Annotated in this window: 9 protein-coding genes, 1 tRNA gene, 1 rRNA gene and 1 other RNA gene; 2 read left to right on the top strand and 10 right to left on the bottom strand. The window is 28.0% G+C overall.

The features are described 5' to 3' along the window. Positions 1 to 104 precede the first annotated feature (104 nt). Positions 105 to 986, top strand: coding sequence for a LysR family transcriptional regulator (locus IC213_RS00060; RefSeq protein WP_227432356.1), 882 nt, complete (start codon positions 105 to 107; stop codon positions 984 to 986). A 210-nt stretch (positions 987 to 1196) separates the two neighbouring features. On the opposite strand, the gene IC213_RS00055 is transcribed toward IC213_RS00060, so the two are convergent. The 8 genes from IC213_RS00055 to rnpB form a co-directional block, all read right to left on the bottom strand. Beyond that, positions 1197 to 2006, bottom strand: a complete 810-nt coding sequence (locus tag IC213_RS00055; protein WP_255613040.1) for a DUF3800 domain-containing protein — start codon at positions 2004 to 2006, stop codon at positions 1197 to 1199. A gap of 211 nt (positions 2007 to 2217) precedes the next feature. Beyond that, entirely contained in the window at positions 2218 to 4152 is a 1935-nt protein-coding gene (locus tag IC213_RS00050; RefSeq protein ID WP_227862560.1) for a cell wall-binding repeat-containing protein, read from the bottom strand. A gap of 110 nt (positions 4153 to 4262) precedes the next feature. Then, complete coding sequence (gene galE / locus IC213_RS00045) at positions 4263 to 5276, bottom strand: UDP-glucose 4-epimerase GalE (protein ID WP_227862559.1); 1014 nt, start codon at positions 5274 to 5276, stop codon at positions 4263 to 4265. Between the two features lie 22 nt (positions 5277 to 5298). Continuing rightward, entirely contained in the window at positions 5299 to 6174 is an 876-nt protein-coding gene (gene galU / locus IC213_RS00040) for a UTP--glucose-1-phosphate uridylyltransferase GalU (RefSeq protein WP_285894577.1), read from the bottom strand. Positions 6175 to 6367: 193 nt separating this feature from the next. Then, positions 6368 to 6688 carry a hypothetical protein gene (locus IC213_RS00035; protein WP_227432352.1) on the bottom strand — a complete coding sequence of 107 codons (321 nt, stop codon included), beginning with the start codon at positions 6686 to 6688 and terminating at the stop codon, positions 6368 to 6370. Then, on the bottom strand, positions 6678 to 8669 hold the full coding sequence (locus IC213_RS00030; RefSeq protein ID WP_227432351.1) for a hypothetical protein: 1992 nt from the start codon (positions 8667 to 8669) through the stop codon (positions 6678 to 6680). Before IC213_RS00030 ends, IC213_RS00035 begins: the two co-directional genes overlap by 11 nt. Positions 8670 to 8791: 122 nt before the next feature. Continuing rightward, complete coding sequence (locus IC213_RS00025) at positions 8792 to 11302, bottom strand: SPOR domain-containing protein (protein WP_227862558.1); 2511 nt, start codon at positions 11300 to 11302, stop codon at positions 8792 to 8794. A gap of 276 nt (positions 11303 to 11578) precedes the next feature. Next, positions 11579 to 11913: RNase P RNA component class A (rnpB, locus tag IC213_RS00020), an RNA gene on the bottom strand. 134 nt (positions 11914 to 12047) lie between these two features. Between rnpB and srtB the strand changes: the two genes are divergently transcribed. Continuing rightward, positions 12048 to 12731: a class B sortase gene (gene srtB, locus IC213_RS00015; protein WP_227432746.1), complete on the top strand. Its 684-nt coding sequence runs from the start codon at positions 12048 to 12050 to the stop codon at positions 12729 to 12731. 221 nt (positions 12732 to 12952) lie between these two features. Here srtB and IC213_RS00010 read toward each other — a convergent pair. Continuing rightward, positions 12953 to 13027 (bottom strand) — tRNA-Thr (locus tag IC213_RS00010). A gap of 77 nt (positions 13028 to 13104) precedes the next feature. Next, positions 13105 to 13227, bottom strand: a 23S ribosomal RNA gene (locus IC213_RS00005); the annotation flags it as partial.

Genomic DNA, 13227 nt, shown 5'->3' with positions numbered 1-13227 from the left:
CGCTGTAATCATATATAATAAAAATGTGAAAAACTTCTTTAAGGTCAACTTCTTTAAATACATACAAATAAAAAATACGATACTCATGAAAGGATGAACAAAAATTGAACTTATATCACTTACGCTATTTTGTTACATTGGCACATTTAGAGCACTATACAAAAGCAGCAGAAAATTTATCTATAACACAACCAAGTTTGAGTCATGCTATTTCTTTGTTAGAAAGTGAACTTGGAGTGTCTCTATTTGAAAAGGAAGGTAGAAATATAGTTTTAACTAAATATGGTAAAATATTTTTAAGAGACGTGGAAAAATCATTAGAAATCTTAGACTCAAGTGTAAAGTCACTAAAGATAACGGGTACTGGTGAAGGTCAAATTGACTTAGCTTTCCTTAGAACACTTGGTACAGACTTTATACCTGATATGGTTCATAGATTCTTAAAATCTAATCCTGATAAATCAATTGACTTTAAATTTCATACAGGTGTAACTACTGATATTATCCAAGGTCTTAAGGAAAGAAAATACGATATTGCTTTTTGCTCAAAACTTGAAAAAGAGAAGGGAATTGAATTTATACCTGTATCCAAACAAGATTTAGTATTAATTGTACCATATAGCCACCCACTGGCTACAAAAGATACTATAGATTTAAAAGAGACAATACCTTATCCTCAAATAGTATTTAATCAAAGAAGTGGACTTAGATATATAATTGATGACATGTTTAAAAAAATAAATCAACAACCTAACATAGTTCATGAGGTAGAAGAAGACCAGGTAGTTGCTGGATTAGTTGCAAAAAATTTCGGTATAGCTGTAGTACCAAATATGCCTATGCTTAAGTTTACAAAAGTAAAAGTAATTCAAATTGTTTACCCAAGTTGGGAAAGAAATTTTTACTTAGCAGTTATAAAGGATAGATATTTGCCTCCTGCAATTAAAAATTTCAAAAACTTTGTCATTAAAAATGCTCAATTATAAGTATTAATAAAAGAGGTTATTTTTAAATAGTCTCTTTTTTAGGGTTTCTTCCAAAATAAAAAAATCTATACTTCTAAAAGTATAGATTCTTAACTGACAGTCGGCATCCGAGTCTCAGTAATAAGCGTTATATAACAGCAACTGTATTTCAATTCCTGAATAACTAGGTTATTTATATTATATCAATTTTCTAAAAATTTGTCAATCTATCTATCTCATTTTTTCAAGCCATGGTCCGACAGGCTCTACAATTGGAACTTCTTTAAAACCCCAATTTCTTATGTCATTTAAACTAGTTGGAGTGTATATTTTACTTCTTACAGATTTAAATATTTTATTTTTTTCTCCATATTGCACACATTTTGGATTTGCTTCTATTAATCCTCTTCTAGCTCTACTAAGAGGATTACATAGAATATCAGCTATTTCTAAACCTTCTTTGTAATCTACATCTTCCTTTTTGGCAATTATAAAACCTTTTACCTTGTCTCTTAACTCTTCATCTATATCTAAATATATTGTTCCATTATTAAAAACATCAAAAAATGCCTTTTGTACTTTTAAATTTGAAACATCATCTCTTGATTCAATAACGATTCTTGCAGACTCTACATTTTCATTATTTACAAATGAATAGAAATTTTGAAGCACATGTATAAAAGCTACAACATAAGGTTCCTTTGAAGGTGCATAGTATTTTTTTAATCTAGCCTTATCTACTGTTACTGATATTATGGTGCACTCTAGTTTAGATAGAAATAAAGGTAATTCATCATAAAATAACTTAATTTGTGAATCATCAAACCTTTCAAATGCTCTTGACTTTCTGGATATATCAGTCAAGTGTATTCCTATATTACTAGTTCCAAAGCAATAATCTTTAAAGGCATCCATCTCTTTCCTTAAACAACAGACATAATCACCTTGACTCACTGCATATTTATATTCAAAAATTACTCCTGTTAATGTAAATGGGTCCTCATGATTTATATCAGCTCTCCCACTTTCATCAATAAACATTATATACTTCTTCTTTATAATTTCACTCACCCTCTTAACATATGATGATATCACCTATATTTATTTTATATGAGTTTTGAAAATATTCCAAGATTTTTAGATAACTTAAACTTAATTTTGTAATAAAAAAATTGAGATATAAACAATCAAAGCTTTAGGCTGTTGAATTTTACATCTCAATTTCATTTTATACATTATTTATATAGTTTTATTATTTTCTAAGAATATCTATTAATTTATCCATACCTATATAAGATACTCCTCCTCCAATTTGATAAGGAGTTTCAACTTTTTTATTTGCAAATACTCTATTTTGTTCTGCTGATAATCCTGAATTATCCATTAAAACTATTGGTGAGTGTAATTTTGCAGCTAATGGTCCAGCTGATAAAGCATCTACTAAAGCATCTGATTTGCTAACTAACACAGATTGTAAATCAGTATCACCATAGAATTTTTCTATAACTTTAGCATTAGTATCTAATCTGTCATTTCCATATATTCTATTTCCTGAAACATCTTCAGTAGTTATTTCATTCGTCTTAGCTATTGTTGAATCATTAATTGCATTTGGTCCACCTATAAAATATGCATTTTCTAATTTTCTTTCTGTTAGCCAAATATAAGATTCTTCTGTAATCCCATCTTTCTTAACTAGTATTATAGGTTGTTTTTCTTCTCCAGCTTTAGAAGCTACAGATAGAGCATCTGCCTCTCCATTTCCAGAAACCATATAAGCTGTCTTTATTTCTTCTCTGTTTCCAAGTTCATTAGCTATTCTTACAGCAGTTTGATATCTATCTTGACCTGATATTCTCTTTGTCTCTGCATTAAAAGTACTCTTTATTTCTTGCTCTAATTTAGAACTTATTGCATTTTCTCCACCTATTAAAATTACTGTTTTAGGTGCTAATGAATTCATTTCTGCAACAGTTTCATTTGGTAATTTATCTGTATTAGTAAGTAATATTGTTGCATTGTAACTACTTGCCAAAGGCGTTGCTGTTATTCCATCTGCTATTGCATTTCCATTTACTAATACAACAGTATCTGAACTGTCAGCACCCCAATTTCCAACTTCACTTATTTTTTTAGCTGTATCAAATCTATTTGCTCCTACAACTGTGTTCCATGTAGGGTTTATTGTTCCATCTTTATTGAAAGTATAATCTTTTCCATCTATTTTTTGAGTTCCTGTTAGCATTTTACCTTCTTTGTCTAAATAGTAAGATTTACCTTCTAATTGCTGCCATCCTGTTTGCATTACTCCTGTTTTATCAAAGTAATACTTATTACCATCTATTTCTTGCCATCCTACTACTGATAAGCCATCATTTCCTAGATAGTATTTCTTGCCATCTTTTTCTTGCCATCCTGTTTGCATTACTCCATCTGAATTAAAGTAATAAGTTTTTCCATCAATTACCTTCCATCCAGATACTCTTACTCCATCAGTTCCTAAGTAATATTTTTTGTTATTAATTGTCTTCCATCCTGTTTGCATTACTCCTGAAGCATCAAAATAATACATTTTTCCATTTACTTTTAACCAACTATTTTTTTGGTATGTTCCATCAGATTTTACATAATACTTCTTACCATTTTCTGTTTTCCATCCTGTTTGGTTTAAATTTATCTTATATTTTGCTGCTATTTTAGTATAACTGTCATTACTATAATCTATAATTACATCTGAACCTACTGGAACTTGGTCAAATAACCATCTAACCTCTTTATTGTGCATTCTTATACATCCACCAGAAATGTGTTTTCCTATAGAACTTTCATTATTATTTCCATGTATCCCATATGTATCTCCATAAGTTCCTTTTAGTGCTAATCCCATCCATCTATCTCCTAATGGATTTTTTGGGCTTCCTCCAGGTATATTTCCTTTATAATATGGTCTATTTTTTATCTTGTTAACTACCTTTGTTTTCCCTGTTGGTGTCTCTGAACCTTTTTTCCCTGTTGCAACTTTAAATTCTTTTACAAGCTTGCTATTTACAAAATATCCCAGAGTGTTTTTTCTTGAGTTTACTATAATTACATGTTTACTGGCTGCACTTGATTCTGGTACACCACATGCAAATACTAAAACTAAAGTCATTGCTAGTACTAAATACTTTTTTAGACTTTTTTTCACTACAACTTCCCCCTCTTTTAGAAACATAACTACACGCCTCTAATTATAACATAAAATTACCAATATCTTGTATTTACAAATTTGTTACATTTACCCCTTTAATATACATTTTATGCTTCGTATCCATTTGGATTCATACTTTGCCATCTCCAAGAATCTTGGCACATTTCTTCAAGTTTATATTTAGCTTTCCATCCAAGTTCTTTCTCTGCTTTTGATGAATCTGCATAACACATTGCTACATCTCCAGCTCTTCTTCCAACAATTTTGTATGGTATCTCTTTTCCACTGGCTTTAGAAAATGCTTTAACTAAATCAAGAACACTATATCCTTTACCAGTTCCTAAATTGTAAACAACAAGTCCTGGATTTTCTTCTAATTTTTGTAATGCCTTTACATGACCAGCAGCTAAATCTAATACATGTATATAATCTCTAACTCCAGTCCCATCATGAGTTGGGTAATCATTTCCATATACACTTAGTTCTTTTAATTTACCCACTGCTATTTTTGTTATATAAGGCATTAAGTTACTTGGAATTCCATTTGGTTCTTCACCAATTCTTCCACTCTTATGAGCACCTACTGGATTAAAATATCTTAAAAGTGCTATATCTAATGACTCATCTGCTTTTGATATATCCACTAACATCTGCTCTATCATAAGCTTAGTTCTTCCATATGGATTAGTTACAGAAAGCGGGAAATCTTCTAATATCGGACAAGTATGTGGATCTCCATATACAGTAGCTGATGAACTAAATACAAATTTCTTAACACCATATTCTCTCATTAATTCAAATAAATTTAATGTACTTATTAGATTATTGCTATAATATTCAATTGGCTTTTCTACTGATTCTCCAACTGCTTTTAAAGCTGCAAAATGTATAATAGATTCAATATTATTTTCTTTAAATACAGTGTGCATTTCATTTTTATTAGTTATATCAATATTATAAAATTTTACTTGTTTTCCAGATAATTCTCTAATTCTATCAACTACTATTGAGTTACTATTACTTAAATTGTCAACTATAACAACTTCATAACCTGATTCTAAAAGTTCTATTGCTGTATGGCTTCCTATATATCCTGCTCCTCCAGCTACTAAAACCGCCATAGTAATTACCTCTTTTCTAAATTTATTTTTCGCTTACTTTTTTTCTCATATAAGCCATTAAATCATCTTTTAGATTTTCTCTTTTTAGAGCAAAATCTATTGTCGCCTCTAAAAAACCAATCTTATCTCCCACATCATACCTTCTTCCTTCAAAATTATAAGCATAGATAGCTTCTTGTTTTCCAAGAGTTTGAAGTGCATCTGTTAACTGTATTTCTCCACCCTTTCCAGGTGTTTGTTTCTCTAATATATCAAATATTGCAGGAGTTATTATATATCTTCCAAGTATGGCTATGTCTGATGGTGCTTCTTCAATTGCAGGCTTTTCAACCATATCTTTAACTTTATAAACCCTATCTTCTATATGTTTTATATCCAATATTCCATATTTGTTTGTATCTTCTTTAGCTATCTTTTGAACACCTAGTACAGTTGTTTTATATTCATTATAAGTATCTATTAATTGCTTTAGACAAGGCACATCTGAGTCTACTATATCATCACCTAATAATACAGCAAAAGGTTCATCTCCTATAAAACTTTTTGCACAGTAAATTGCATGTCCAAGACCTTTTGGCTCCTTTTGTCTTATATAGTGAATATTTACCATATTTGATATATCTCTTACCATTTCTAGCATTTCTGTCTTACCTTTTTGTTCTAATTCTAACTCTAATTCAACTGATTTATCGAAATGGTCTTCTATAGATTTTTTATTTCTACCTGTTATTATAAGAATTTCTTCAATTCCTGAGTCTATAGCTTCTTCTATTATATACTGTAAAGTTGGTTTATCTACTATAGGAAGCATTTCTTTGGGCTGTGATTTTGTTGCTGGTAAAAATCTAGTTCCTAGCCCTGCTGCTGGTATTATCGCTTTTTTTACTGTCATCTGCATTTTTTCACCCTTCTTCGTAAATTTTCTCTTGTACCAAATTAATATACCATATTTATACTTTTTCTTCAAACTCTATATTATCCCAATTCTTAACATTACAAGAACATAAAGGTAGATGAAATTTCATCTACCTTTAGTTTTTATAAGTTAATATATTATATTGTCTATATTCTACCTAAAACTCACATAGGTACTAAATTTCATCCAAAATACCCTTTATATCACTATCTATATCATCATCCAAATATGAATCTAAATCTTCTAAATCCACTTCTAATTCTTGATATGTCATGTCAACACTTACATCTTCATCTATATCCATTTCTGATATTAATTCTCCTAAGATGCTATTTCCATCAGTATCTAAATCTCCATCTATATCTTCACTTATATAGTTTTCATTCAAGACTTCATCTAAATCAATCTCATAATAAACTTCATTATTTTTTTCATCACTTGAATTCAGACCTAAAAACTCATAATTAAAATTCCATACATTGTATTTACTTGACATACTTCATTCCTCCTGTGAAAAACATATTTTCATCTAGCTTATTGGCTCCATAATCAACAGAATTATATATTTTTTCAATTATGTCTTTTCTTCTTTCATTTGTATTATTATTTAATGTCAATTGTCTAAATACATATGTATTTGTTATTCTCTCGAATAATACTTCTTTTATACTATCATCATTAATATTTTTATAATTTTTCCATAAAACTTCAAATAACTTAAACATCTCTCTACTAGTTTCATCCACATAGTAAGGATACATATTTTCTACTAAATGATTTAATCTTGATATAGCTTGTTTTAAAAATACATCCAAGTTTGCACTTTCACTTTCCTTTAACATCCTATAATTGTATCGCTTCTTATCTTCACCTGATATTACAAATATAATATTATCTAAACTTTTTTCAACTCCATCTAAATAACTACTTATATTGTATGATAAATCAAAGAATAAATTTTTAATCTGTCTAAATACTTGTACATCAAGTTTTGCATTATACTTTTCAAATAACTCTATATCTTGATTTTCTAATATTCTTGGAGTATAAGCTGATATCAAGTCTAAATTATTTCTCTGTTCTTGTATCTGATTATAAAGTGCATTTATGACTTCTATTCTTATTTCATCATTCAGTTCTCTTTCTAATACTTTATCAAATTCAGATTTCATGTAATAAATATTTCCAAAGAAATTAAATATTATCATATCATTCATAGCTTTAGACCAATTTTTATATAAAATCTCAACAGAAACGTCTTTAAGTAGTGGTTTTTTTGCATATATAAAGACATCTTGCATAAGTTTTTGAACCATACTTCTACTTAAATTTAAAATTATTTTTTGATTATTAAATTTTATTTCTGTTTCTACAAAATCAGAATTTTTACTTTCAATATCTCTATTAATTACAATATCTTTAACATCACTATTTTTTATAGATATAATTTCTTTTTGGAAAGACTTCATTATTGTTAAACTATTAAAATCTTCTTGGATAAAAAATGGGGCATGTTTTAATGTATATCCTACTATTTCATTTTCTATATCTTTTAAATCCTCTATTTGCATAGCTTCTTTATTTTTATCATTTATGTGCAAGTTAAATACATTTTTATTATCATATAATATAATGTCTTCTCCTAAAATTAACTTTGAACAATTATCTTTTGTTGACTTAACAATAGTTTTTTTAGACTTCTTATTTATAAAAATAAGTTGATCCTGATATTTTACTAAAAGCATATTAGTATTTTTATAATCAAATCCATCTATATTTCCTGATATTTTACAGAATACTATCTCACAATCTTTAGGAAGATTTCCTATTTTCTTATTATCTTTAACTCTCTCACTTAAATCGGCTGGAACTATATTTTCTACATTATTATTAAATATAGAAATAGACCTTACTATAAGACCTTCTCTTTCCATATGAAAATAACCCTTTAGAGAAACTCTCTTATCTTCTAAAATATATCTTTCTATATCATCAAAGTTTATTTCAAATCTATTTTTTCCACTGATAAATATAAACTTTTCATTATCTTTATTAATTCCACCCATATAAAATTTATTATCATCTAAACTCAAGATAGTCATGTTGTCTTTTAAATAAAATATAAATTCTCTTTGGTTCTTACAGATTAAATCATATTCATCTAAAGTTATTTTCATAGTTAAACTTGCTGTAACATTCTTACTTGAATTCTCACTTTTTATATAAAAAGGCAAGTTATCTCCATAAATGATTATTTGAGAACCTTCTAAAACTGCTTCTAACTTTTTTTTATTATCTGAAAAACTATATATATATTTTACCCCTGATTCATCATTAACTTCATCTGCTTTGCTGATTATAATATTACCTAAATTTGTTATATGAAGTTTCTTAGATTCTTTTGAATATCTACTGATACCACTAAGCTCAAATCCATCTGAAAGCTCATATATAATTTTTTCTCCTAATTTCAACATACCTTCACCGCCTAAACAAAATTATAATTATTTTCTAAAGGTGAATAAAATGTCTCAAAATAAATAATATCTTTTAATACTTTTTATTTTGAGACATAATTCGTCCTTATTTAATAAATATCCTAAGCACCTTCAACTATTTCTTCATAAAGTTTATCTAAATGTTTAACATATTCACGATATCCAGATTTATTTTTTAACTCACTTCTTAAATCTTCATATTTTTGTCTAAGTTCTTCAGCACTTAATGAAGGAGCTGATTCTTTCAAATCTTCTAATTTGTAATCATAGTACTTATCATACATCGCTATATATGTATCAATAGATTTCTTAGCTAATTCATTACATTTTTCTTGTGCTTCTCCATACTCAGAATAATCACCTATCTTCACTTTATAATATCCATTCTCTTGAACTATTGTTGAAGAAATACCTTTAGCTTCATATTCTTTTGCTGTTTCTTTTGCTGTTGCTTCAACTTTAAGTGAACCTGCATAGACAGTATAATATACACCTTTACCGTCTTTATATGCTTCCATCTCTTTTGCTTTCTTTTCAGCTTTTTCTTTTTCCTCTGCTTTTGCCTTTTCTTCTGCTTCTTTCTTTTCTTTTTCAGCTTTTGCTTTCTTTTCTTCTTCTGTTTGTTTATTGTTGGCTTGTTGCTGAGTTGGTGCTTTTGGAGGTGTCGTGTCTTTATCATTTTTCTTGTTATTGCCTACTGTTATAAAGTATCCTACACCAACAATTGCCACTATAACTATAGCTATAATAGTTTCTTTTAATCTGCTTTTTTTAGAACCAACCTCTTCATCATCTATAGAATCTTCTTCATTTGATTCATAATTTTTTATTTCTGTTTTCTTTTCCTTAGAATTAGACTTAGAAGAATGTTTAGACTTTTTGCTATTTTTTTCTTTCTTGTTAATAGGTATTACTACTGATTTTTCACTTTCTACCTTTTTTTCTTCTGCTTCTTTTGGCATTTCATCACCTAATCCCTTACTTTCTTTTTCAGATTTAGGCTCATTACTTTCTGATAGTTTTTTATCTAACTCATCATTATTTATTGGTTTTTCTATTTTTATGTTGCGTTCTTCTTCTAAACTTTGGTTTATTTCTTCTAAGTTTTCTATATTTTCCTTAATAGATTCATCAGCTTCACCTGGAACTGTATCAGAAGTATTATCTAATCCAATCTCTTCCTTTTCAGTTTCTTCTAGCACATCCTCTTTTTTGCTTTCCTTTTTCATAAATCCAAATAATTTATCTTTTTTTCTACTCTTCTTATTTTCTGGTTCAATTATTTCTTCTTTATTTATATCATGATCTTTTTCAATATCTTCTTTATTTTCTATAGCATTCTCTACATTTTCATTCTTATTAATTACTTCTTCTTTAGTATCTTCCTCTATAGAAATGCTACTTCTAAAACAAACATCTTTATCTGCATTTTTTATCATATAAATATATTCTTCAATATCAATGTCTTTATTTTTTCTAGTTCTCTTTGATACAATATCGTGATTTTCTAATTCAGAAGATTTATCTTTTAGAACAATGTGTGCTTCTTCCCAAACATTTTCACTAATTTCTGTTTTATTTTTAATTACATAATCTATGAATTCCTTAAAATTTTCAGCACCAAATTCTCCAATTATAGTTAATCTCATCGCACCTTCTATAAGGTCTCTATTTCTTCTCTTCAAAAATTCTAATGCAACTGTTGCACAAACAAAGTCTTTAATAACTTCTCCACCAAAGCCATAGCCTTCAACATAAGGAAGTTCTTCTAACCCACATAATTTTTTATATTCATTATATACAGTTTGAGATATACTTTCATCATTTAAACTATTTAGTTTATCCATAAACTTTGCTTCTACATCATTTATCTGCGGTTCTTTTCCTAATTCTGACTTTTTAACTGAATTTAATAAAACATCATTTTCTGAATTATCTTTACCTAATTGTAAATCTTCAATTTCTGTTGCTTTTATATCTTCACTGCTTTGTTCAGAATTCTCTTCTATATTTTTAGGTACTACCTCTTTGCTACTAGCTAATATCTTATTTACACAGAATATTATTTCTCTTTTTAGTTCTCTTTTAGCATCAGCTTGATTCTTAAGAAATAAACTTGCACAATCTTTCTTTTCTAAACTTATCTTTCTAAGTGTTATATTAAGAAGGTCTTTATATAGATTTAGAACCTTATAATCCTTTTCTAAACGTCTTCGTCTCTCTAATAGGTCCATTTTATCATAAGCTAAAAAACTACTTAAATCGTTGGCTTTTAGACAGTCTAAACCATCCTTCATTGCCTTATTTACATACTTTCTACATTTAGCTGTAGTTAATTCTAATTCTTTCTCTAATTCATCTATTTCAGGTATGTATTTATCTACTATCCATTTCCCGATAAGCGGTTCTGTATTTCTTGCTAATGTTTTATAAAACAATATATTAAATTTTAAAAGCTCAGCATATTTTGCTTCATTGAATTCTACTTTTTCAAATTTCTTTTCTAAAACACCTTCTAATTTTTCATTTATCTTAGACTCTTGTTTTAAAAAACTTGCTGTGACATTTAAAACAGTATTTCTTATTATATTATTTTCACTCAAAACCTTCACTCCTTAAATCAATTATTTTATTGTGATATTTACATTATGTAAAATTACTAATTTGATTATGATATTTTAATAATTAGTTACTAAATTTACTACATCTTATATCATATCATATTATTTACATCATTTTACTTTTTCTTTTTATATCCATCTTATATTATACCATTTTTAATATCTGTACTAACTTATATTACAATATTCCACAAAATTTTGAAAGTAAATTAGACAAATTTGCAAATAAAAAAACATCAGTTTAAACTGATGTTTCACCTATCGAAAAAATTAAGCAAGTCTATAAGCGGAGTTCTGTATTAGATAATCATCTTTCTAGGCTTATTGTCACCAATAAGCTCAAGCGACCTACCTACCGGAGAGTACGAGCAGCACTCTTTATTCCTATCTTGGTCTTGCTCCAGGTGGGGTTTACATAGCCAACTAGTCGCCTAGCTGCTGGTGAGCTCTTACCTCGCCTTTCCATCCTTACCACTTAAGTGGCGGTTTATTTCTGTTGCACTATCCTTAGGATTGCTCCCACTAGGTGTTACCTAGCACCCTGCTCTATGGAGCTCCGACTTTCCTCATGTAAAATTACATGCGATTATCTGGCTTACTTAATATTCATTTTACTTAGCTATATTATCATAAATACTTAAGTATGTCAAAGTAATATTATACTAAAAATTTAAATTTCTTCAAAAATAGTGTAATATAGGTATATAAACTATTATTTATGATTTGAGGTGAAATTTTGAAAAAATTATATAGAGTAATAATTAATATTATATTAATATTAGTAATAATCTATAGTGGATTTAATATATGCTTAAAGCTTAGCAAGTACAGCCATGATACTAAAGTATCTGCTCAACTTCAGAAAAAAGAAAATAAAAAAGAAGACTTATTAAAAATAAACAAAGATTTTAAGTTTTGGCTTTCTGTTGATAATACAAATATAAATTATCCAGTTGTACAATCTAAAGATAATTCTTATTATCTTGACAAAGACTTTTATGGTAAAAAATCTATCTCAGGTACATTATTCATGGATTATAGAAATAAATCTCTGGATGACCAAAATGTTATAGTATATGGACATAATATGAAAAACAAAACAATGTTTAATAATCTAAATAAGTTTAAAGATGATGATTTCTTTAAAGAAAACAATCAAATAAAAATCACTATGGATGGAAAAGAATTATTATATGAAGTATTTTCTGCCTATATTGTAGAATCTGATTATGATTATCTAAAAACAAGCTTTAATAGCGAATCAGACTATCAAAAATACATAGATGCTATTACTTCCAAATCATTACATAAATCAAATATGAAAGTAAGTAGTAAAGATAAGATAGTTACACTTTCTACATGCACTTATGAATTTGATGATGCTAGAATGGTAATCCATGGCAAGTTAGTTTCAAATTAAATATACATGTCTTTTTAACAATTCTTACACAAATAATCAAATTTTTGCGTTAAGGTATTCACATACAGATTAAAATAATTATTTTAATCTGTATAGCTATTTCTTACTTAATAGCTATTTTTTACTTAAATTTATCAATTTCCTGTCTATTTCTATAAACTATATAAAATAATAAATATATTATATAATAAAAAAGACTATGTTAAAAACATAGTCTTTACTGGAGCTGGTGATAGGAATCGAACCTACAACCTGCTGATTACAAGTCAGCTGCTCTACCGTTGAGCCACACCAGCACACTTATTCTATTATGAGTTAAATTAACACTCTAAAAACTGCATATATATTTTAATTAATGAACATCAAATAAATATTGGTCAAGTCCTCGACCTATTAGTATCGATAAGCTAAATACATTGCTGCACTTACACCTTCGACCTATCAACCAGATAGTCTTTCTGGGGTCTTACCCTTGCGGTGGGAAATCTCATCTTGA

The organism is Clostridioides sp. ES-S-0049-02, from assembly GCF_020658465.1.
Classification (GTDB): Bacteria; Bacillota; Clostridia; order Peptostreptococcales; family Peptostreptococcaceae; genus Clostridioides.
Note: the sequence above shows the minus strand (reverse complement) of the source record. Positions and strands in the feature narration are given on the sequence as shown.

Bases quoted from the DNA above. Each gene is read 5' to 3' on its own strand.
- IC213_RS00035 (WP_227432352.1), bottom strand. From the start codon at position 6,688: ATGTCAAGTAAATACAATGTATGGAATTTTAATTATGAGTTTTTAGGT.
- galE (WP_227862559.1), bottom strand. From the start codon at position 5,276: ATGGCGGTTTTAGTAGCTGGAGGAGCAGGATATATAGGAAGCCATACA.
- IC213_RS00055 (WP_255613040.1), bottom strand. From the start codon at position 2,006: ATGTTTATTGATGAAAGTGGGAGAGCTGATATAAATCATGAGGACCCA.
- galU (WP_285894577.1), bottom strand. From the start codon at position 6,174: ATGCAGATGACAGTAAAAAAAGCGATAATACCAGCAGCAGGGCTAGGA.
- IC213_RS00030 (WP_227432351.1), bottom strand. From the start codon at position 8,669: ATGTTGAAATTAGGAGAAAAAATTATATATGAGCTTTCAGATGGATTT.